The sequence below is a fragment of the Nocardioides exalbidus genome (genome assembly GCF_900105585.1).
Lineage (GTDB): Bacteria > Actinomycetota > Actinomycetes > Propionibacteriales > Nocardioidaceae > Nocardioides > Nocardioides exalbidus.
On sequence record NZ_FNRT01000002.1, the window covers coordinates 2,955,509 to 2,976,559 of the forward strand.

The window sequence follows — 21,051 nt, forward strand, 5'->3', positions numbered from 1 at the left end:
GGTCAGTCAGCCTCGAGCGAGGTGCGCAGCTGCGCGAGTGTGCGGGTCAGCAGGCGGGAGACGTGCATCTGCGAGACGCCGATCTCCTCGGCGATCTGCGACTGCGTCATGTTCTTGAAGAAGCGCAGCAGCAGGATCCGCTTCTCGCGCTCGCCGAGGCCCTCGAGCAGCGGCTTGATCGACTCGCGGATCTCGACGTGCTCGATGTTGGCGTCGACGACACCGAGGCTGGCGATCATCGCCGGCGGGCCGTCGTCGTTGTCGTCCGAGGCGTCGAGCGAGAGGGTCGCGTAGGCGTGGGAGGACTCGATGCCCTCCATGATCTCCTCCACGGTGCAGCCGATGACCTCGGCGAGCTCGCGGGGCGTGGGGGAGCGGCCGAGCTTCTGGGTCAGCTCGCCGGTGGCGCCGCCGATCTGCATGCGCAGCTCCTGCAGCCGGCGCGGGACGCGGATCGCCCAGCCCTTGTCGCGGAAGTGGCGCTTGATCTCGCCGATGACGGTGGGGGTGGCATAGGTGGAGAACTCGACGCCGCGGTCGGTCTCGAAGCGATCGACGGCCTTGATCAGCCCGATCGTGCCGACCTGGACGAGGTCCTCGAACGGCTCGCCGCGGTTGCGGAAGCGGCGGGCGCAGTGCTCGACGAGGGAGAGGTGCAGGTGGACGAGGTCGTCGCGCGCCACCGAGCGCACGGCGTCGCCGGCCTCCTCGTCGCGCAGGACGGCGAACAGCTCGGCGCTGCGCGCGCGGACGTGGTCGAGCGCGCTGGGCGTCGCCTCGATGACGCCAGCGTCCTCGAGCCCTGCGTCGTCGGCAGTCCCCACTGCCACTGGGCCCTGCTGTTCCCCCGTGTCGTCGCTCATGTCAGAGCTCTGCACCCGTCATTCCCGCAGCGACCGCCGACGAGACCGTGAAGCGGACGCGGAAGCGCCCCTCCGTCGATCCGGCCGACGCGTCCTGCGCCATCGTGTCGAGCACCTGCCAGGCGAAGCTCTCGGTGTCGAGCTCGGGGTCGTCCATCGCCTCGGTCTCGAGGGAGACGGTCATCGAGCCCCGGCCGAACCAGAACTGCGCGACCAGGTCGGTGCCGGGGTCGGCGGCCGGGATGACGAGCGCGCTCGCCTCGCCGATCGCGATCCGCAGGTCCTCGATGTCGTCGATGGTGAAGTCCAGGCGCGCGGCGAGGCCGGCCGCCGTCGTGCGGACGATGGTGGCGTAGGCACCCTCTGCGGGAAGTCGGAGCTCGACGTCGGCGCGGTTCCCGTGGTCTTCTGCCATCTGCCTCAACGTCTCCGTCCTCCGAGCCTGGTCAATGGCCCACACCCTAGGTCATGCGAACGCCGCGCCGGTCCAGACGGACCGACGCGGCGTGCGGGGCAAGGGAGCGGAGCAGCGAGCTGCTCAGGAGAAGACCTGAGCAGTCGCGACGCCGTCGCGCCTGTTCAGGCCTTCTTCGTCTCCCAGAAGATCTCGGCGATCTCGTCGATCTTGGCGAGGAGCTGGTCGGCGACCTCGGCGTCCATCGTGCCCTTGGTGCCGGTGGCACCGGCGAGCTTGGTCGCCTCGTTGACCAGCGTGTGGAGCTGGGGGTACTTCTCGAAGTGCGGGGGCTTGAAGTAGTCGGTCCACAGCACCCACAGGTGGTGCTTGACCAACTCGGAGCGCTGCTCCTTGATCAGGACCGCACGGGTGCGGAAGTCGGGGTCGTCGCTGTCGTTGACCTTGGCGATGACCGCCTTGATCGACTCGGCCTCGATGCGCGCCTGGGCGGGGTCGTAGACACCGCAGGGAAGGTCGCAGTGGGCCGAGACCTCGACGGTCGGGGCGAGCAGGTGGCGAAGCATCAATGTTCCTCTCGATCGGGAAGCTGGACGTCTGCTGCGACACTACTCCGCGTGATGCGGGGTCGGATCCGGGGTCTCGCCCCGTGGGGTGGTGCCCGCGTGCGGGGTCGCTCGATGCTCCCCACGCTCCGCGAGGGCGACCTGCTCCTCGTGCGGTACGCCGCCCGCGCGAGGCCGGGCGACCTCGTCGTCGCCCGCTTCGTCGACGGCACCGTCGCGGTCAAGCGCGCGGTCGAGAGGCGGCGTACGCGCCAGGGGGAGACGGGGTGGTGGCTGCTCAGCGACAACCCGGACGAGGGTGTCGACTCGCGCCACCGTGGGGTGGTCGGGGACGACGCGGTGCTGGCCGTCGTACGCCTGCGGGTGTGGCCCTCACCACGCGTGGGACGGCAGCTGCGGCACCCCTGAGCTGTGCCAGTATCGCCCGCATGGCTTCGCACCCGCACTCCGGCGATCCCGTGTTCGACCTGCACGTCGGCGGCAAGATGGAGACCGTCTCGACGGTCGCCCTCACCGGCCCCGACGAGCTGTCCCTCGCCTACACCCCCGGCGTGGCGCGTGTCTGCGAGGCCATCGCCGCCGACCCGTCGATGACGCAGCACTACACGTGGGTGCCCAACACCGTCGCGATCGTCACCGATGGCACCGCCGTGCTCGGCCTCGGCGACATCGGCCCGGCCGCCGCGATGCCGGTGATGGAGGGCAAGGCCGTGCTCTTCAAGCAGTTCGGCGGCGTCGACGCCGTGCCGATCTGCCTCGACACCACCGACGTCGAGGAGATCATCGAGACGGTGGTGCGGCTCGCGCCCAGCTTCGGCGGCGTCAACCTCGAGGACATCTCCGCACCGCGCTGCTTCGAGATCGAGGCGCGGCTCAAGGAGCGCCTCGACATCCCCGTCTTCCACGACGACCAGCACGGCACCGCCGTGGTGGCCCTCGCGGCGCTGACCAACGCCCTGCGCCTCACGGGTCGCGACGCGGCGACGGTGCGCGTGGTCGTCCAGGGTGCCGGCGCCGCCGGCGTCGCCGTGGCCCGGATCCTGCTCGAGGCGGGGGTGCGCGACATCGCCGTGCTCGACCGGCAGGGCGTGCTCAACTCCGAGCGCTCCGACCTCACGGCTGTGAAGGCCGCGCTGGCCCGCGACACGGCCGACGTGTTCGGCCGGCGCGGCACGCTCGCCGACGTGATGGCCGGCGCCGACGTCTACATCGGCGTCTCCGGCGGCCAGGTGCCCGAGGAGATCGTGGCCTCGATGGCCGACGACGCGATCATCTTCGGCCTCGCCAACCCGACACCCGAGGTGCACCCCGACCTGGCCCACAAGTACGCCCGCGTCGTGGCCACCGGCCGCTCGGACTTCCCGAACCAGATCAACAACGTCCTCGCCTTCCCCGGCATCTTCCGCGGCGCCTTCGACGTGCACGCCACCGCCATCACCGAGGGCATGAAGGTCGCCGCCGCCACTGCGCTCGCCGAGCTCGTGGGCGACGGCCTCAGCGAGGACCTGGTCATCCCGTCGCCCTTCGACCCCCGCGTCCCCGGCGCTGTTCGCGAGGCCGTCTCCGCCGCTGCCCGCGCAGACGGGGTCGCCCGCCGCTGATGGCCCGGCGGGCCACTGGGCCGCCGCACCCGATCAGCGAGCCTGCATCTCCCACGCGAGGTCGATCGCCCGGCGCACGGCAGGAGCCTCTGCCCGGTCGAGGTAGGCCTCGACCTTGTGATGGGCCTCCATCCGAGGAGGCACCCCGAAGCTGTCCGGATGCTTCCTGAGGAGGGCCTCACGCCTGTCCAGCGGGACCCGGACCACCAGGGTGCTCGCGTCGGACAGGCGCGCGACCAAGCGGTCGTCGACGTACCACGCCGGACGCGACTCCGTTCCCTTGCGCTTGACGCGCGGGAGCGACTCCAGGTAGTCACCAGCCTCCTCGGGAGTCACGTCAGCAGGATAGACACCGGTGCGCGCCGGGTTAGTGTGCGGCATGTCTCGCGTGCGTGCCCTCGTGGCTGCTGTCTCGGTGGCGGTCGTCGCCACATTCCTCGTCCCCGCCGCCGTTGCCACGGCCGACGCACCCACGACCGGGTCACCCGGCTCGGACACCCGGACCTCCCGGGCTGCTGCAGCGACCGGATCCGTCCTCGGCTACCAGTGCGGGGAGGGGGTCTGCCTCGTCGACCCCGACGTGCCCGGCGCGCAACCCGTCGTCGTGGCCCCGGACGGACGGTTCGCAGGCGTCACCGCCGACGGGCGGACCGTGGCCTGGGTGCAGCCGGACGGGAACCTCGTCACCGCGCCCACCGCCGGTGGCGCACCGACGACCGTCTACACCGGTGCGGTCGGGTTCCAGCCGGTGATCTCCCCGGACGGTGGGTCGTTCCTGTGGCAGTTCGCCGTGCCGGTCAACGGCTTCTACTACACCTACCGGCTCGACGTGGCGACGCAGGACGTCTACGGGATCGCGGCGTGCTCCTGCACGGTGACGCACGGCTGGGCAGGTCCGACGCCCATCGGCGTCTTCCCCACCGACAACGGCCGGCCGAGCCGGATCTGCAAGCTCGACCGCAGCGGCGACTCGAGCTGCGTGGCAGTGCTCGTCTCCGAGACGCGCGGCCAGCTCGCCTTCCCGGACGGATCGGCCGACGGCCAGACCTACGTGGCCTCCGTCGACGTCGGCGGCTCGGAGTTCGGCGGGGTCGACGGTCCGATCGCGCTGTTCAGCGCCGCCACCGGTGCGGTCGTCAAGGACCTCACGTCCCACCCCAACGACGTCACGCCCACCTTGTCGCAGGAGGGCGATCGCGTCGCCTTCGAGCGCGACGACCAGATCGTCATCGTCGACGTGGCGACTGGGGCCGAGCGCGTCGTCGGCCCGGGTGTCTACCCGTCGTGGGGCGGCACCCGCAGCCAGCAGGGTGGCGACAACGCCGCCGCGTCGGTGCGAGGCACGTCGGTGAGGGTCAAGGCCGGGAAGATCAAGGTGAAGATCACCTGCGCCGGCCTGGGCGAGTGTGCCGGGAAGGCCACGCTGGGCAAGGGCAAGGCGGTGCTCGCGAAGAAGAGCTACGCGGTCGCCGCCGGCAGGACCGCCACCGTGAAGCTGAAGCTCACCAAGGCCGGCAGGCAGCGGTTCGCCCGCAACGGCAAGGTCAGGCTCACGCTGTCGCTCAGGGGCAACGGCACCACGGTCAGGAAGAAGCTGACCGTCCGCTACTGATCGGGAGGCCGCTCGGCCGCGCGACTCAGAACCCGAACGACGGCTCCGGCTCGGCAGCAGTCCGCAGTGCGCGGGAGAGAGCGGCGTACGCGCCCGGGCGGTGCTCCTGCACGAGGCCCGCGCGGAGCAGGTTCGCGACCGAGCGCCCGAGGTGGCCTGCGCCCAGGACGGCCACGTCCAGCGAGGCGTCGGCCGGGGCGTCGACACGAGATGCCGTGCCCTCGCCGCCGGAGGCGACCAGCCGCCACCGGCCGGCGTTCCAGGGCGCGTGGCGGTCGGCGACCTCCACGACGACGTCGCAGTCGTCCTCGTAGGTCCGCTGCGACCACGCCGCCGACAGGTCGACGACGCGGATCCAGGTGCTGTCCCAGGTCTTCACGGTGCCCGTTCCGCGGGGGCCGCCGACCCAGTCGAGCACCGGGTCGTCGGTGGCGACGGCCTCGACCTTGGTCGTCCCCATCAGGTCCAGGTCGACGAGGCGGCGGAGCAGGGCCAGCCGCGCGGCGGGTCCGCCGGTGAGCAGGCCCGCCGTGACCGTGCCGGAGGGCCGGGCGTCGTCCCACTTGTGCTCGCGGCGGAACATGACCGCGCCCGTGTCGCGGCCGTCGCGGCGGGCGAAGAGGATGCGCCGGCGCTCCTTGTCACGCAGCTCGGCGTCGGACTCGGAGCCGAAGAGCCGGATGAAGTCGGAGGACCCGACGACCGTGCCGGGGGCGTCGGGCGCGTGGGCGAGCGCACAGTCGCGCCACCGGTCGGTCGCGCCCGGTGCCGAGCTGTCGACGAGGTGGGTCGTGGTGCCGGCGACCTCGTCCTCGAGGTGGGGAGCGGTGAAGGTGGTGCCGCGGCCCAGGTGCACCTGCAGCTGGAGCGCTGCCATGCCGTAGCCGAAGCGTCCGTAGATGCCCTGTTCGCTGGCGTGGAGGGCCGACAGGGCGAGCCCGGCGTCCCGCGTGCGGGCGAGGTGGTCGGCCATCATCGCGGACAGCACGCCGCGACGGCGTACGTCCGGATGCACCCCCACCCAGGTCAGTCCCGCGATCGGCACGAGCGCTCCGCCGGGCAGCGCGAGCTCCATCGGTCGCACGCCGTAGATCCCGCTGTGCCGGTCGTCCGGACCGTCGGGCAGGTCGACCACGAAGCGTTGGTCCTCGGGGAGACCGAGCCGCAGGTGGTCGGCGTCGGCCTCGCCGACCTCCCCGAACCACACCAGCTGGTCGGTGGCCAGGAACCGGGCGGCGTCCTCGGACGGGCGTACGTCGATGCTCACCGGGCCAGCCTTTCCTCCGTGCGAGGGACCTGCAACCGGTTAAGGAGGGCCACTCGCTAGGGTCGGAGGATGTTCGCCGTCTACGCCGAGACCTTCTCCTTCGACGACCCGCTGAGCGGCCTGGTGGTGGGGGAGCGACCTGCCCCCGAGGCGCCGGACGGGTGGGCCACGGTGACGGTGAAGGCGGCCAGCCTCAACCACCACGACCTCTGGTCGCTGCGCGGCGTCGGCCTGCGCGAGGAGGCGCTGCCGATGATCCTCGGCTGCGACGCCGCCGGGCTCGACGAGGACGGCAACGAGGTCGTCGTGCACGGCGTGGTCGGTGACCCCGCGTGGACCGGTGAGGAGGCGGACGACCCGGGCCGCTCGCTGCTCTCCGAGCGCCACCAGGGCACGCTGGCCGACCAGGTGATCGTGCCGCGGCGCAACCTCGTGCCCAAGCCCGCGTCCCTCTCCTTCGAGGAGGCGGCCTGCCTGCCCACCGCCTGGCTGACCGCCTACCGGATGCTGTTCGTGCAGGGCGCGTGCAAGCCGGGTGAGACCGTGCTCGTGCAGGGCGCCGGCGGCGGCGTCGCCACCGCGCTGATCACCCTCGGCCGCGCCGCCGGCGTGCGCGTCCTCGCCACCAGTCGCGACGAGGCCAAGCGCGCCCGAGCCCTCGAGCTCGGCGCCCACGAGGTCTTCGAGTCCGGCGCCCGCCTGCCGGTGAAGGTCGACGCCGTGATGGAGACCGTCGGCAAGGCGACGTGGACCCACTCGATCAGGTCCCTGCGCCCCGGAGGACGGATCGTCATCAGCGGGACGACGTCGGGTCCCGATGTCGACGACGCCGGGCTCACGCACATCTTCTTCAAGCAGCTCTCGGTCATCGGCTCCACGATGGGCACGCGCTCCGAGCTCGACGCCCTCGTGCGGTTCCTCGACGCGACCGGCGCCCGCCCGGTGCTCGACCGGGTGCTGCCGATGGAGCAGGCCCGCGAGGGCTTCGAGGCGATGGCCCAGGGCGACCTGTTCGGCAAGGTCGTCTTCACCCGATGACGATGCGGCACGTCGTCACCGGCGCCGGGTCGGGCATCGGCCTCGCCCTGGCGCACCGGCTCGCCGACCGCGGCGACGACCTCGTCCTCGTGGCGCGCAGCCAGGGACGCGCGGACGACCTGAGCGGCACGTTCCCACGGGCGCAGGTGCTCGTGGCCGACCTCGCCGACCCGGGCACTCTCAACGGCCTCGGCCGGCTGGTCGACGGCGGCGTCGACACGCTCCTGCACGTCGCGGGCGTCGTCGAGCTCGCACCGGTCGAGCGGCTGCGCCTCGCCGACTGGGAGCAGCAGATCGCGGTCAACCTGACCGCGCCGGCCGTGCTCTGCCGCGAGCTGCTCCCGCAGCTGCGGGCCAGCGCCGGCACGGTGGTCTTCGTGAACTCGTCGGCCGGGCTGAGCGCGAGCGCCGACTGGTCGGCGTACGCCGCCTCGAAGTTCGGCCTGCGCGCCTTCGCCGACTCGCTGCGCGCCGAGGAGGTCGACCACGGCGTCCGCGTGAGCACGGTCTACCCGAGCCGCACCGCCACGCCGATGCAGGAGAAGGTGCACGAGCAGGAGGGGCGGACCTACGACTCCTCGCGGTGGATCAGCACCGACACGGTCGTCGACACGATCGTGCACGTGATCGACCTGCCGGGGGACGCGACGATCCCCGACGTGACCGTACGTCCGGTGGTGCCGCGCCCGGGCACCTGACGGCCTCAGGTCGCCCAGGTCCCGCGCGAGCGCCAGTTGAGCGCGCCGACGAGCAGCATCCGCAGCTGGGTGCGGGCCTGCTCGAGCGTGCGCGCCTCGCCGTCGGGGTCCTCGACGAGGCGCTCGGCCATGGTGACCACGAACGACACGATGAGGTCGGCGAGCAGCCCGATGTCGGCGCTGGAGTACTGCTCGGCCGCTCCGCTGCGGGCGATGTCGGTCGCCAGCTCGCGGGTGATCAGCTCGATCTCGTGGCCGATCGCCTCGCGCACCCGGGGCGGTCCGGCGGTCCGCTCGCGCGCGATGAACTGGTAGTGCGAGCGGTTCTCCCGGACGTGCTGGGCCACGATCGGGAGCGAGCCGTCGATGAAGTCGGTGTACTCCGGTGCGTGCCGCCACACGTCGAGCAGCATCAGCCGCAACGAGCGGAAGCTCTCGTCGACGAGCGCGAGGCCGAGCAGCTCGAGCGAGCCGAAGTGCCGGTAGAACGCGGTCGGCACGACCCCGACCTGCTTGGCCACCTGTCGCAGCGAGATCGCCATCAGGTTCGAGTCGGCGGCCAGGGCGAGTGCGGCGTCGAGGATGGCGCGGCGGGTGCGTTCCTTGCGCTCCGCACGCGAGCCGCTCTCCTCGTCGTCGGCGGGGCGCGCGGCGTCGCCCGACCCCTCCCTGGTCATGTCGCGATGGTAGGGCATCTCGACGCCCCACGGTGTTGGTGGACAACTGTGCACGCAAGTGCGGCGGATCACGCGAGGACCCATTGACTCCACGCCGTCCGAGGGTCATCGTTGAGTGAACAGCCGTTCACCGAAGAGGAGGCAGGGGATGAGCACCCTCACCCGGATCGCGCGCTCCCGCACCGTCGCGGCCCTCACGTCGCCGCACGGTGTCGACCACTACCTCTCGCGGATCAACCCGATGTGGGCCGCGCACGAGGTGCGTGCCCGCGTCGTCGACGTGCACCGCGAGACCGACACCCCCGGCGCACCCGTCGCCACCCTCACCCTCCAGCCCACCGCGACCTGGCGCGGCCACCGCGCCGGCCAGTACGTGCAGGTCGGGCTGGACCTGCCGGGCTCGGCCCGGCGGATGACCCGGTGCTTCTCGATCTCCTCCGCCGCCTCGGGAGCGGGGGAGCAGATCACCCTGACCGTCCGCGCCCACGCGGAGGGCCAGGTGAGCAAGTACCTCGTCGACGCCGAGCCCGGCCTCCTCCTGCACCTCTCCCAGGCCCAGGGACGCTTCACGCTGCCGGTCAGCCCGGCGACCCCCGGCATCGACCCGCTGCTGTTCATCACCGGCGGCTCGGGCATCACGCCCGCGATGTCGATGGTGCGCACACTGCTGCGCGACGGGTACGACGGCAGGGCGGGGCGGCCCGTCACGTTCATCCACCACGCCCGGTCCGGGGCCGACCAGATCTATGCCGACGAGCTCGCCCGGATCGCCGAGGACGACAACGACGTCACGGTGCACCTGCGCCACGGCGACGCCGTCTTCAACGAGCTCGAGCTGCGTCGACTGGTCCCCGGTTTCCGCGACACCGACACCTGGGCGTGCGGGCCCGCCGGGATGATCGAGCTCGTGCGGGCGGCGTACGGCGAGAGCCTCCGGCTGCGCCTCGAGCTCTTCAAGCCGCCGAGCACGGCCACCGGCAGCGCCGAGGGGGACCTCACCTTCGCCGAGAGCGACCAGCGCGTCGCCAACTCCGGCGCCTCGATCCTCGAGCAGGCGGAGGAGCTCGGACTCACGCCCGAGTTCGGCTGCCGGATGGGGATCTGCTTCTCCTGCACCACCCGCAAGACCGAGGGCACCGTCCGCAACGTCCTCTCCGGCACCGAGTCCTCGCTCCCCGACGAGGACATCCAGATCTGCGTCTCCGCCCCGGTCGGCGACTGCGTCGTCGACCTGTGAAGGAAGGACCCACCATGACCGTCACCACCCAGCACCCGGGCAACGCCCGCCTCTCGCCCGAGCAGCTCGAGGCCTTCGGCAAGGAGATGGACGCGCTGCGCCAGCGCATCCTGGCCGACCTCGGCGAGGACGACGCGGCCTACATCCGCGGCGTCGTCAAGCGCCAGCAGCAGCTCGAGGTGCTCGGCCGTGCGCTGTTCTACGTCCCGCCGGCCTGGCCGCTCGCGGTCGCCGCGCTGTCCCTCTCCAAGATCCTCGAGAACATGGAGATCGGCCACAACGTGATGCACGGCCAGTACGACTGGATGGGCGACCCCCACCTCAACTCGCGCATCTACGACTGGGACAACGTGTGCCCGGGCGAGCAGTGGAAGTACTCCCACAACTACATCCACCACACCTTCACCAACATCCTCGGCAAGGACCGCGACATCGGTTACGGGATCCTCCGCATGGACGAGGACCAGACGTGGCACCCCTACTACCTCGGCAACCCGGTCTACGCGTTCTTGCTGATGGTCTTCTTCGAGTGGGGCGTGGCGATGCACGACCTCGAGGTCGAGAACATCGTCAACGGCACCCGCACGATGAAGGACAACAAGGAGCTCCACGCCGGGATCATGCGCAAGGTGCGCCGCCAGGCGCTGAAGGACTACGTGCTCTTCCCGGCACTCACCGGCCCGCTGTTCCCGCTGACGTTCGCCGGCAACGCCACGGCCAACCTCGTGCGCAACATCTGGGCGTTCAACATCATCTTCTGCGGCCACTTCCCGGCCGGTGCCGAGACCTTCAGCCAGGAGGAGTGCGCCGACGGACCGGACGGCCGCGAGACCCGCGGGCACTGGTACTACCGCCAGGTCCTGGGCTCGGCGAACATCTCCGGGAGCCGGCTCTTCCACGTGCTGTCCGGCAACCTGAGCCACCAGATCGAGCACCACCTGTTCCCTGACCTGCCCGCCAAGCGCTACCCCGAGATCGCGCCCGAGGTGCGCGAGATCTGCGGCCGCTACGGCATCGCCTACACGACCGGTCCGCTGCGCAAGCAGCTCGGCAGCGTGGCGCGCAAGATCTGCCGCCTCGCGCTCCCGGACCGGAGGACGGCGACGAGCGAGCCGGACAGCGTACGGCCGCTGGCTGCGTGACCCCGACCTGTGCACCCCAGTCTCCCGCTTGTCGGCCGAGATCTCGGCCGACAAGCGGGGCGGTCACCGGATATCCGGTGACTCCCGACGGGGGAGGACCTAGTCGTCGGGGTCGTCGAGGCGCGCCAGCCAGGTGGCCAGCCGCTCCACCGGGACCTCGAAGTCGGGGTGCGCGTCGACGAAGGCCTGGAGCTGCTCGGCGAGCCACGCCAGGGTGACCTCCTCGTCACCCCGGCGCCGCTCGAGCTCCTCGATCCCGCGATCGGTGAAGTACACCGCTCAGTGCCTCAGTAGTCCGTGCCGCGACCGCTCGGCGACTCGAAGGCCGCGTCGATGAGCGTCTTCTGCTCCGCGGTGTGGCGCTTGACCGTGCCGACCGACGGCGAGGCCGACGCCGGGCGGGTGATCGGCTCGACCACCTGGTCGAGCTCGGGCCACACGTTGAGCTGGTAGTGCGGCCACGGGCCCATGTTGCGCGGCTCGTCCTGCACCCAGCGGATCGCCTTGAGGTTCGGGTACTTCGCGATCTCGGCCCTGATCTCCTCGATCGGGTTCGGGTAGAGCCGCTCGACCCGCCCGATGGCGAACGACGCCGCGTCCTCGCGCTTGGCCCGCTCCACCATCAGGTCCCAGGTGACCCGACCCGAGCACATGATCAGGGTCTCGACCTGCGAGGGGTCGGCCGCGTCGTCACCGATGAACGGACGGAACGTGGTGTCGCCGGTGAAGTCGGACGGCTGGGAGGCCGCCTCCTTGCGCTTGAGCATCGACTTCGGCGTGAAGACGATCAGCGGGCGGTGCTCCTCGCCGAGCGAATGCGAGCGCAGGAGGTGGAAGTACGACGCGGGGGTCGAGGGCTGCGCGACCACCATGGCGTCCTCGGCGCTCATCGTGAGGAACCGCTCGATCCGGGCCGACGAGTGGTCGGGACCCTGGCCCTCGTAGCCGTGGGGGAGCAGCAGCACGACGCCGGACTGCTGGCGCCACTTGGTCTCGCCGGCGGAGATGAACTCGTCGATGACGGTCTGCGCGCCGTTGACGAAGTCGCCGAACTGCGCCTCCCAGAGGACGAGCGCCTCGGGCCGCGCGACGGAGTAGCCGTACTCGAACCCGAGGGCGGCGTACTCCGAGAGCAGCGAGTCGTAGACGTGGAACTTCGCCTGGTCCTCGGTGAGGTTGGTCAGCGGGGTCCACTCGTCGGCGTTGACCCGGTCGATGATCGTCGCGAAGCGCGACACGAAGGTGCCACGTCGCGAGTCCTGGCCGGCCAGGCGGACCGGGCGGCCCTCCATCAGGAGCGAGCCGAACGCGAGGATCTCGCCGGTGCCCCAGTCGATGGGACCCTCCGCGATCGCGGCCGAGCGGCGCTGGAGCTGCGGCATCACCTTCGGGTGGACGGTGAAGCCGTCCGGCGGGGTGACGTAGCTGTCGGCGATCCGCTTGAGCACCTCGAGCGAGACCGCGGTCGAGAAGTCGCCGGCGGGCTTGTCGGGGTAGTCGGGGACGGTCGTCCACTCGGTCGGCGCCTCGGAGCTGGCCTCGCGCACCTCGGTGAAGACGCGCTCGAGCTGCTGCTGGTAGTCCTTGAGGACCTGCTCGGCCTCCTCGATCGTGATGTCGCCACGGCCGATGAGGGACTCGGTGTAGAGCTTGCGCACCGAGCGCTTCTGCTCGATGAGGTCGTACATGAGGGGCTGCGTGTAGGACGGGTCGTCGCCCTCGTTGTGGCCGCGACGGCGGTAGCAGACGAGGTCGATGACGACGTCCTTGTTGAACGCCTGGCGGTAGTCGAAGGCGAGCCGGGCCACGCGGATGCACGCCTCGGGGTCGTCGCCGTTGACGTGGAAGATCGGCGCCTGGACCATCCGCGCCACGTCGGTGGCGTAGAGGGAGGAGCGCGACGAGCCGGGTGCGGTGGTGAAGCCGACCTGGTTGTTGATCACCACGTGCACGGTGCCGCCGGTGCGGTAGCCGCGCAGCTGCGAGAGGTTGAGCGTCTCGGCCACCACTCCCTGGCCGGCGAACGCGGCATCGCCGTGCACCAGGAGCGGGAGGACCGGGAACTTCTCGCCCTGGTCGAGGATGTCCTGCTTGGCGCGGGCGATGCCCTCCAGGACCGGGTTGACGGCCTCGAGGTGCGACGGGTTCGCCGCGACGGAGACCTTGACCTTGTCACCGGACCCGGCCACGAACTCGCCCTCGGCGCCGAGGTGGTACTTCACGTCGCCGGAGCCCTGGACCGTGCGCGGGTCGATGTTGCCCTCGAACTCGCGGAAGATCTGGCTGTACTTCTTGCCGACGATGTTGGCCAGCATGTTAAGCCGGCCGCGGTGGGCCATGCCGATCGTGACCTCGTCGAGGCCGGCCTCGGCGGCCGCCTCGCAGATCTCGTCGACGAGCGGGATCGTGGTCTCGCCGCCCTCGAGGCTGAAGCGCTTCTGGCCGACGAACTTCGTCTGCAGGAACGTCTCGAACGCCTCGGCCTGGTTGAGCTTGAGCAGGATGCGGAGCTGCTCCTCGCGGGGCGGCTTCACGTGCGGCTGCTCGACGCGCTCCTGGATCCACTTGCGCTGCTCGGGATCCATGATGTGCATGTACTCGATGCCGGTGGTGCGGCAGTAGGAGTCGCGCAGGATGCCGAGGATGTTGCGCAGCTTCATGAAGCGCCGGCCCTCGCCGCCGAACGAGCCGGTGGCGAACTCGCGGTCGAGGTCCCACAGGGTCAGCCCGTGCGACTCGACCTCGAGGTCGGGGTGGCTGCGCTGGCGGTATTCCAAGGGGTCGGTGTCGGCCATCAGGTGGCCGCGCACGCGGTAGGCGTGAATCAGCTCGAGGATCCGGGCCTGCTTGACGATGTCGTCGTCGTGGGATGCCACCACGTCGCGCGACCAGCGGATCGGCTCGTAGGGGATCCGCAGCGAGCGGAAGATCTCGTCGTAGAAGTCGTTCTCACCCAGCAGCAGGCCGTGCACGCGCTTGAGGAACTCGCCCGACTGCGCGCCCTGGATGACGCGGTGGTCGTAGGTCGACGTCAGCGTCATCGCCTTGCTGATGGCGTTGCGGTTGATCGCCTCGTCGGAGGCGCCCTGCCACTCCGGGGGGTACTCCATGGCGCCGACGCCGATGATCGCGCCCTGGCCCGACATGAGGCGGGGGACGGAGTGGACCGTCCCGATGCCGCCGGGGTTGGTCAGGGAGATCGTGGTGCCCTGGAAGTCGGCGACCGTCAGCTTGCCGTCGCGGGCCTTGCGGACCATCTCCTCGTAGGCGGTCCAGAAGGCGGCGAAGTCCATCGTCTCGGCGGCCTTGATGCTCGGCACGAGCAGCTGGCGGGTGCCGTCGGGCTTCTGCATGTCGATCGCGAGGCCGAGGTTGATGTGCGCCGGCGTGATCAGGTTGGGCTTGCCGTCGACGACCTCGAAGCCGACGTTCATCTCCGGCATCGAGCGCAGCGCCTTGACCAGCGCGTAACCGATGAGGTGGGTGAACGAGACCTTGCCGCCGCGGGCGCGGGCGAGGTGGTTGTTGATGACGGTGCGGTTGTCCCACAGCAGCTTGACGGGGACCGAGCGCACGGACGTGGCGGTCGGGACGGTCAGCGAGGCGTCCATGTTGGCCGCGGTGCGGGCCGGGGCCCCGCGCAGGACCGTGTAGGTCGGCTCGTCGCTGGCCTGGCTCGGGGCGGCCGGCTTGGCGTCCTTGGCGAGCGGGGTGCTCGTGCCCCTGGCGGGCTCGTCGGCCTGGGCGACCGGGCGGGGCGTGGACTTCGCGGGGGACTTCGCGGCGGGCTTCGGAGCAGGGGCCGGGGCCGCGGCGGGCGCAGCAGGGGCCGCCGGGGCGGCGGGAGCGGCGGCCGCGGGTGCGGCGGCCTTGCTCGCGGGAGTGGCAGCAGGAGTGGCAGCAGGACTGGCAGCGGGACTGGCGGCAGGAGCGGCTGGTGCGCTCCCGTTGCCGAAGTACTTCACCCACTCCGGACCCACGCTCGAGGGGTCCTTGTCGTACTGCTCCTTCATCTCCTCCACGAGCCACTCGTTGGCTCCCAGGTCAGATGACGGTGCAACCGAGGACTGGTTGCCGGACTGCCCGTTCGGGGACTGCGCCACGCTTGTTTCGCCTCTTCCAGAATCATCGCGCAAGGGTTTGACAACTGTGCCCGTCTCAGGGCGCTCACAAGGCTAGTCGCACACGCACGCAAATGCAGGGGCGGGCCTGTCGTTTGAGGCATGGTGTGGGCCACACCCGATCCCTCCCTCCGACCAACCCCCGTTTTCCCCCAGATCTGACTGCCGGAGACGTCATGCCAAGCAGCTCGTGGGCACGCCGCTGCGCCGGACTCGCGCTCGCCCTCCTCGTCCTTCCCGCCGCCTTGTTCGGTCTGGCCGCCTGCCAGGCCGGGTCGGGCCCGTCCGCCGCGCCCGAACGTCTCAGCCGCGACGACGCGCAGGCCACCCTCGCCTCCCATCCTGTCGAGACGAGGACGAAGATCCACCGCGTCTTCGGCCGTCTCCCCGAGGCCCGGCGCAAGGCCGTCCGCACCCAGGTCGGCGAGGTCGTCGACGCCTGGTGGGAGGCGTCGTACCTCGGCGGCAGCTATCCGCGCGCCGGCTTCCCGCAGGCCTTCCCCGGCTTCACGAAGGCCGCGGAGAAGCGCGCGCGCTCCGACAAGGCGCTGCTCACCAACGAGACGCAGGGCTCGCGGTTGGACTCGGTGACGCCACGGCGTCGCACGATCGCCCTCGACATCCTCGCCACCGAGCGGCAGGCCCGCACCGTGACCGCGCGGTTCGTCCTGACCTTCGACACCGACGGTGAGCTGGTCGGCACGACCACCGTCCGCGGCCGGCTCTTCCTCGTCCGGAGGGACGGGGAGTGGCAGGTCTTCGGCTACGACGTCGCGAAGGGATCGACCCGATGAGCAGCACCGCGCAGCCCACTGCCGTACGACGACTGCGCCGGGGCGCGAAGGCGCTCGTCCTCGCCGGGGTGCTGGCCGCCACCGCGCTCGTGGTGCCGCAGTCGGCGGTCCAGCCGACCGACGTCGCCCTCGTGAAGATCCGGCACGCCCAGGGCGTGGCCGTCGGCGGCAAGGACGTCGTGTGGATCCTCGCCGTGGGCTCGGACGCCCGCCCCGGCGAGGTGATGACCCGCTCCCGGGGCGACGCGCTCCAGCTCGTGGGCATCAACACCCGCACGGGCTCGGCGACCGCGATCGGCGTGCCGCGCGACTCGTGGGTCAGCATCCCCGGCCACGGCCGCGAGAAGATCAACTCGGCCCTCTACTTCGCCGGACCCCGCGGCATGGCCGGCGCGATGCGCAGCCTCGTCGGCATCGAGCCCGACTACGTCATGGTGACCCGGTTCCCGTTCTTCGAGGACATGGTCGACGACATCGGCGGCATCACGGTCGCCAACCCGCGGCGGTTCTCCGACCCCTACCTCAAGCAGGAGGGCTTCGCGAAGGGGCGCATCCACCTCAACGGCTACAACGCGATGGCGTTCTCCCGGATCCGCAAGGGCCTCGCGGGCGGCGACTTCGACCGCTCGGCCAACCAGCAGCGCACGCTGCGCGGCATCCACGCGCGGATCCGCTCGCAGGCCTCGAAGCCCGGCTTCATCGAGCGCGGCGTGATGACCGTGATGGAGCACATGGACACCAACGCCTCGCCCGGCGAGCTGTTCGAGCTCGCCCAGGCCGTCGCACAGGTGGACCCGTCGAGGATCACGACCTGCGTGGTGCAGGGCCGGGTCGGCTACGTCGGTGCGGCGAGCGTGGTCTTCCCCGACGTCGCCCAGGCGCGCAGGCTCGGTCGCGACGCACGAGGCGACGCCGCGCTCCGCCACTGCTGACGCGGCGTCGGGTCACACCCCATGGCTGACCCGACGCCGCTGCTCGTGACTCTACGGACGCTGTCCAGGTCCAGCGACGCTCACCGGGGGTAGATCCGTCCGGCCGTCCGGGCCAGGTCGATGACCACGGCGTCGGAGTAGAGCTTGATCCGCAGGGCGATGACCTGCGAGCCGCGGTAGCCGGTGTCGACCAGCTGCCGCTGGATCTCGCCGATGCCGTTGGGCAGCTCGACCACCTCGCCCGGCGCCGGGACGGGGACGGCCTGGCCGCCGACGGTGATCGAGCCGATCGCGGTGGAGATCTTCGAGGTGACCCGCTGGCCGGTCCTCTGGCGCATCGCGGCGCGGGAGCTGACGTCGGAGATGACGAGCTGTGCGCTCGGGATCGAGACCGACGAGATGGCCGTGCGCGACCACCCCTTGGCCACCTTCTTCGCCTTCATCTGGTCGCCGTTGACCTGGTAGGTCACTCCGTCGAGCAGCACGGGGACGGGCACGAGCTGGCTGGCGGCCGCGACCCTGTAGGTCTGGGTCCGGCCGCGGGAGCCCTGGCAGGGGAGCGCCTTGTGCTGGACGTTGCCGAAGCGCAGGGCGCCCTGCAGCGCCTGGTAGTCCATGGCCGTCCCGCCGGAGCGGAAGACGCCGACCGGCGCGGGACCGCCCATCCGCACCCGCGCCGTACCGAGCTCGACGAGCTGGCGCCGGTCGCCGGCGGTCACGTCGATGCGCAGCGCCGAGGCCTGCGACTGGGCGTTGTGCGAGTTGGCGCGGCCGTTCTCGTAGCCCAGGGAGATGCTGCCGAGGCCCGGGATCTCGATCGGCTTGGTGACGTCGCTCAGCACCTGGAAGACCTGCTGGGCCGCCTGCTGGGTGCCGGTGAACACGGTGTCGGTGACCTGGTCCAGGGGAGCGAGCAGCTGCTGGAGCTCCGGCGGCAGGTTCTCCACGAGCGTGTTGTCGAGCAGCTCGAGCGAGATGCTCGCGAAGGTGAAGCTCTCCGCGTGGCCGTAGCCCTGAGGCGTGTTGAACGCGTCGGCCGTGGTCTGCAGGCCCTTGATCACGAGCTTCGGCGTGGTGAGCGGGCCGACGGTGCCGCCGATGGTGATGTCGCCGATGGTGTTGGTGCCGCGGACCCCGTGCTGGTCGCCGCTGGCGTAGGTCTCGGTGCGGCTCGTGCTCGCCGAGACCTGGATCAGCGGGTTGTCGGGCACCGAGGCGACGCTCGTCCTCTCCACCACCTGGCCCACGGCGCGCGTGCAGAGCTGCTGGGCGTGCGCGTCCTTGAGGTTGAGGGCCTCGACGCTGTCGGTCGCGAGCTTGACGCCGTAGACGTCGCCGCGGAAGCCGAAGTCGCTGAGCTGCGCGGCCTTCGCGTGGTGCGCTCCGGCGCGCTCCGAGGTCGCCGCCTGGACGGCGGCACCCGAGCCGCCGGTGAGCGCGATCCCTGCGCTGAGGCCGATCGCGAGGGCGCCGCCGAGCCGGCGCCTGGTCGTGCTGTTCATCGTTCCCTCCCGAGGTACGGGGAGACGTGCTGGCCCGGACCGTCAGGTGACCGGCGGGTAACTCCCTCGCTGGCCCAACGAGACGACCGCCACAGGGTCACGCCCCGGGTCCGCCCGAAATGGGCGATGGACCCCGACCCGTGCGGGTCGAGGTCCATCGGGGTGTTCGTGGAGCGCCTCCGGCAGGATTCGAACCTGCGGCACCTGGTACCGGAAACCAGTGCTCTATCCCCTGAGCTACGGAGGCCAGCGCCGTCCCGGGAGACCCGGTCCAGTGCGCGGTGAAGACTACCGGTCGGGCGGCGCGGTCGTGAAACCGCCTCAGCGCAGGGCCAGGGAGCCGGACGTGTCGGCGGGGAAGGGGAGTGCTGCGTGCTCGGCGATGCGGGCATCCATCTTCTCGGCGACGTCGGCCGGCCAGGGTGCCGTGCGCCGGGTCTCGAGGTCGATGTGGAGGAAGATCTCCTCGACCACGCAGGACACGGCCTTCTCGGTCTCGTCGAGGAGGTAGACCAGCGCGTGCGCGGCGCGCTCGGAGCGGCCGAGCAGACGGACGCGGGCCGACATCTGGTCGCCGGTCTGGAGCTCGTTGAGGTAGGTGACGTGGTGCTCGGCGGTGAAGCACGCCTGCTGGTGGGTCAGCGGCCACATCTGCGGGATGCCGACCTCGACGAGCGACTCGTCGAGGCCCTCGCTGGCGATCCCGACGTAGTGGCGGACGTTGAGGTGGCCGTTGATGTCCTCGAACGGCATCGGCACGGGCTGCTCGACGTAGGCCGGGAGGGCGATCAGCTGGTCGTAGGTGGGGTGCGTCGTCACAGGCCGAACCCTAGGGCAGCGCGGGCCGTCGGCGGCGAGGGCCACGGCGTGAAACCGGTTCGGTCGGTGGCAGGCGCCGCCGATAGGCTTGCCCGGTGAATCCCGATCAGCTCTCCGAGACCATCGTCGACGTGCTGGGAGCCCTCGTGGCCGACGGCGCGATCACGCTTCCTGACGGCGTGCCGACCCAGGTCACGGTGGAGCGACCGCGGCAGAAGGGCCACGGCGACTACGCCACCAACGTCGCGATGCAGCTCGCGAAGCGTGCCGGCACCAACCCGCGGGCGTTCGCCGAGCTCGTCGCCGACCGGCTCCGCGCGTCCGAGGGCATCAGCGAGGTCGAGGTCGCCGGTCCCGGCTTCCTCAACGTGACGGTCGAGGCAGGCGCCCAGGGCCAGGTCGCCGCCGACATCGTCGCGGCCGGGACGTCCTACGGCTCCGCGACCACGCTCGCCGGCGAGAAGATCAACGTCGAGTTCGTCTCGGCCAACCCCACCGGCCCGCTGCACCTCGGCGGCACCCGCTGGGCCGCGGTCGGCGACGCGCTTGTCCGGGTGCTCCAGTTCTCCGGCGCCGAGGTCACCCGGGAGTACTACTTCAACGACCACGGCGCCCAGATCGACCGGTTCTCCGGCTCGCTCCTGGCGTCGGCTCGCGGTCGCGAGGTCCCCGAGGACGGTTACGGCGGCGACTACATCCGGGAGATCGCCGACCAGGTCATCGCCAAGCGCCCCGATGTCACCGACCTGCCCGACGACGAGGCGCAGGAGGTCTTCCGCGAGGTCGGCGTCAACCTCATGTTCGACGAGATCAAGTCCGACCTGCACGACTTCGGCGTCGACTTCGACGTCTACTTCCACGAGAAGTCGCTGCACGACTCCGGCGCGGTCGAGCGCGCCATCGAGCGCCTCACCGAGATGGGCAACACCTACACCGAGGACGGCGCGCTCTGGCTGCGCACCGAGAAGTACGGCGACGACAAGGACCGCGTGATCGTGCGGTCCAACGGCACGCCCGCCTACATCTCCGGCGACCTCGGCTACTACCTCGACAAGCGCGAGCGCGGCTTCGACCGCTGCTTCATCCTGCTCGGCGCCGACCACCACGGCTATGTCGGCCGGATGATGGCGATGTGCGCCGCCTTCGGTGACACGCCGCGCAAGAACCTCGAGATCCTCATCGGGCAGATGGTCAACCTGCTCCAGGACGGCCAGCCGGTGCGGATGTCCAAGCGCAACGGCACGGTCATCTCGATGAACGACCTCGTCGAGGCGATCGGCGTGGACGCCTCGCGCTACGTCCTGGCGCGCTACACCAACGACACCACGATCGACATCGACCTCGAGCTGTGGGCCAAGCAGTCCAACGACAACCCGGTCTACTACGTGCAGTACGCCCACGCGCGCACCTGCCGGATGGCCGAGAACGCCCACGAGCTCGGCATGCGGCTGCCCGGCGACGACTTCGACCCGTCGCTGCTCGCCCACGAGCGCGACGGCGAGCTGCTGCGCGCGCTGGCCGAGTTCCCGCGGGTGGTGGCCAGTGCGGCCGACCTGCGCGAGCCGCACCGCATCGCGCGCTACCTCGAGGACACCGCGTCGGTCTTCAACAAGTGGTACGACACCAAGGAGTGCCGGATGCTGCCGCAGGGCGACGAGCCCGTCGCCCCGGCCAACCTCGCGCGCCTCGTGCTCGTGCACGCCACGCAGACGGTCCTGGCCAACGGCCTCGGCCTGCTCGGCGTCTCCGCGCCCGAGAGGATGTGAT

20 protein-coding genes and 1 tRNA gene are annotated in these 21,051 nt (G+C 71.0%); 10 read left to right on the forward strand and 11 right to left on the reverse strand.

The features are described 5' to 3' along the window. Positions 1-2 precede the first annotated feature (2 nt). From BLV76_RS14540 to sodN, 3 genes are all read right to left on the reverse strand, one after another. On the reverse strand, positions 3-830 hold the full coding sequence (locus tag BLV76_RS14540; protein WP_245734689.1) for an RNA polymerase sigma factor SigF: 828 nt from the start codon (positions 828-830) through the stop codon (positions 3-5). A gap of 34 nt (positions 831-864) precedes the next feature. Beyond that, positions 865-1,278 carry an ATP-binding protein gene (locus tag BLV76_RS14545; protein ID WP_090969769.1) on the reverse strand — a complete coding sequence of 138 codons (414 nt, stop codon included), beginning with the start codon at positions 1,276-1,278 and terminating at the stop codon, positions 865-867. Between the two features lie 164 nt (positions 1,279-1,442). Beyond that, positions 1,443-1,844, reverse strand: a complete 402-nt coding sequence (sodN, locus tag BLV76_RS14550) for a superoxide dismutase, Ni (protein WP_090969770.1) — start codon at positions 1,842-1,844, stop codon at positions 1,443-1,445. A gap of 54 nt (positions 1,845-1,898) precedes the next feature. Between sodN and BLV76_RS14555 the strand changes: the two genes are divergently transcribed. Next, on the forward strand, positions 1,899-2,252 hold the full coding sequence (locus BLV76_RS14555; protein WP_090969771.1) for a S24 family peptidase: 354 nt from the start codon (positions 1,899-1,901) through the stop codon (positions 2,250-2,252). A gap of 20 nt (positions 2,253-2,272) precedes the next feature. Next, positions 2,273-3,445 (forward strand): NAD(P)-dependent malic enzyme, encoded by a 1,173-nt coding sequence (locus BLV76_RS14560; RefSeq protein WP_090969772.1) that lies wholly within the window; start codon positions 2,273-2,275, stop codon positions 3,443-3,445. A gap of 33 nt (positions 3,446-3,478) precedes the next feature. Here BLV76_RS14560 and BLV76_RS14565 read toward each other — a convergent pair whose 3' ends face one another. Then, on the reverse strand, positions 3,479-3,781 hold the full coding sequence (locus BLV76_RS14565; RefSeq protein ID WP_090972764.1) for a hypothetical protein: 303 nt from the start codon (positions 3,779-3,781) through the stop codon (positions 3,479-3,481). A 43-nt stretch (positions 3,782-3,824) separates the two neighbouring features. Here BLV76_RS14565 and BLV76_RS14570 point away from each other — a divergent pair, with 43 nt between their 5' ends. Then, a complete protein-coding gene (locus BLV76_RS14570; protein ID WP_139306582.1) occupies positions 3,825-5,057 on the forward strand; it encodes a TolB-like translocation protein in 1,233 nt (410 codons plus the stop codon). A 25-nt stretch (positions 5,058-5,082) separates the two neighbouring features. Here BLV76_RS14570 and BLV76_RS14575 read toward each other — a convergent pair whose 3' ends face one another. Continuing rightward, positions 5,083-6,324: a GNAT family N-acetyltransferase gene (locus BLV76_RS14575; protein ID WP_090969774.1), complete on the reverse strand. Its 1,242-nt coding sequence runs from the start codon at positions 6,322-6,324 to the stop codon at positions 5,083-5,085. Between the two features lie 69 nt (positions 6,325-6,393). On the opposite strand from BLV76_RS14575, the gene BLV76_RS14580 reads away from it, so the two are divergent. Beyond that, positions 6,394-7,362 (forward strand): zinc-binding dehydrogenase, encoded by a 969-nt coding sequence (locus BLV76_RS14580; protein ID WP_090969775.1) that lies wholly within the window; start codon positions 6,394-6,396, stop codon positions 7,360-7,362. Then, complete coding sequence (locus tag BLV76_RS14585) at positions 7,359-8,060, forward strand: SDR family oxidoreductase (RefSeq protein ID WP_245734691.1); 702 nt, start codon at positions 7,359-7,361, stop codon at positions 8,058-8,060. Before BLV76_RS14580 ends, BLV76_RS14585 begins: the two co-directional genes overlap by 4 nt. A 5-nt stretch (positions 8,061-8,065) precedes the next feature. Here the strand turns inward: BLV76_RS14585 and BLV76_RS14590 are convergent, their stop codons facing one another. Further along, positions 8,066-8,737, reverse strand: coding sequence for a TetR family transcriptional regulator (locus BLV76_RS14590; protein ID WP_090972768.1), 672 nt, complete (start codon positions 8,735-8,737; stop codon positions 8,066-8,068). Positions 8,738-8,885: 148 nt separating this feature from the next. Here BLV76_RS14590 and BLV76_RS14595 point away from each other — a divergent pair, with 148 nt between their 5' ends. Beyond that, on the forward strand, positions 8,886-9,974 hold the full coding sequence (locus BLV76_RS14595; protein ID WP_090969776.1) for a ferredoxin reductase: 1,089 nt from the start codon (positions 8,886-8,888) through the stop codon (positions 9,972-9,974). Between the two features lie 14 nt (positions 9,975-9,988). Further along, positions 9,989-11,116, forward strand: a complete 1,128-nt coding sequence (locus BLV76_RS14600) for a fatty acid desaturase family protein (protein ID WP_090969777.1) — start codon at positions 9,989-9,991, stop codon at positions 11,114-11,116. A 99-nt stretch (positions 11,117-11,215) separates the two neighbouring features. On the opposite strand, the gene BLV76_RS22610 is transcribed toward BLV76_RS14600, so the two are convergent. Then, positions 11,216-11,392 (reverse strand): DUF6104 family protein, encoded by a 177-nt coding sequence (locus BLV76_RS22610; RefSeq protein ID WP_090969778.1) that lies wholly within the window; start codon positions 11,390-11,392, stop codon positions 11,216-11,218. Between the two features lie 11 nt (positions 11,393-11,403). Next, on the reverse strand, positions 11,404-15,219 hold the full coding sequence (locus BLV76_RS14610) for a multifunctional oxoglutarate decarboxylase/oxoglutarate dehydrogenase thiamine pyrophosphate-binding subunit/dihydrolipoyllysine-residue succinyltransferase subunit (RefSeq protein WP_175539688.1): 3,816 nt from the start codon (positions 15,217-15,219) through the stop codon (positions 11,404-11,406). Positions 15,220-15,413: 194 nt separating this feature from the next. Here BLV76_RS14610 and BLV76_RS14615 point away from each other — a divergent pair, with 194 nt between their 5' ends. Together BLV76_RS14615 and BLV76_RS14620 are read left to right on the forward strand one after the other, a co-directional pair. Then, on the forward strand, positions 15,414-16,031 hold the full coding sequence (locus BLV76_RS14615; protein ID WP_090969780.1) for a hypothetical protein: 618 nt from the start codon (positions 15,414-15,416) through the stop codon (positions 16,029-16,031). After that, positions 16,028-16,963, forward strand: coding sequence for an LCP family protein (locus BLV76_RS14620; protein ID WP_090969781.1), 936 nt, complete (start codon positions 16,028-16,030; stop codon positions 16,961-16,963). The genes BLV76_RS14615 and BLV76_RS14620 overlap by 4 nt, the downstream gene beginning before the upstream one ends. Before the next feature lie 80 nt (positions 16,964-17,043). Here BLV76_RS14620 and BLV76_RS14625 read toward each other — a convergent pair whose 3' ends face one another. The 3 genes from BLV76_RS14625 to BLV76_RS14635 form a co-directional block, all read right to left on the reverse strand. Next, the gene (locus BLV76_RS14625) at positions 17,044-18,465 is read right to left on the reverse strand and encodes a choice-of-anchor P family protein (protein ID WP_090969782.1); all 1,422 of its coding nucleotides are present in this window, start codon (positions 18,463-18,465) and stop codon (positions 17,044-17,046) included. Positions 18,466-18,639: 174 nt separating this feature from the next. Beyond that, positions 18,640-18,712: transfer RNA gene (locus BLV76_RS14630), tRNA-Arg, on the reverse strand. Positions 18,713-18,786: 74 nt separating this feature from the next. Further along, entirely contained in the window at positions 18,787-19,284 is a 498-nt protein-coding gene (locus tag BLV76_RS14635; protein WP_090969783.1) for a thioesterase family protein, read from the reverse strand. A 95-nt stretch (positions 19,285-19,379) separates the two neighbouring features. On the opposite strand from BLV76_RS14635, the gene argS reads away from it, so the two are divergent. Then, entirely contained in the window at positions 19,380-21,050 is a 1,671-nt protein-coding gene (argS, locus tag BLV76_RS14640; RefSeq protein ID WP_090969784.1) for an arginine--tRNA ligase, read from the forward strand. Position 21,051: the final 1 nt, after the last annotated feature.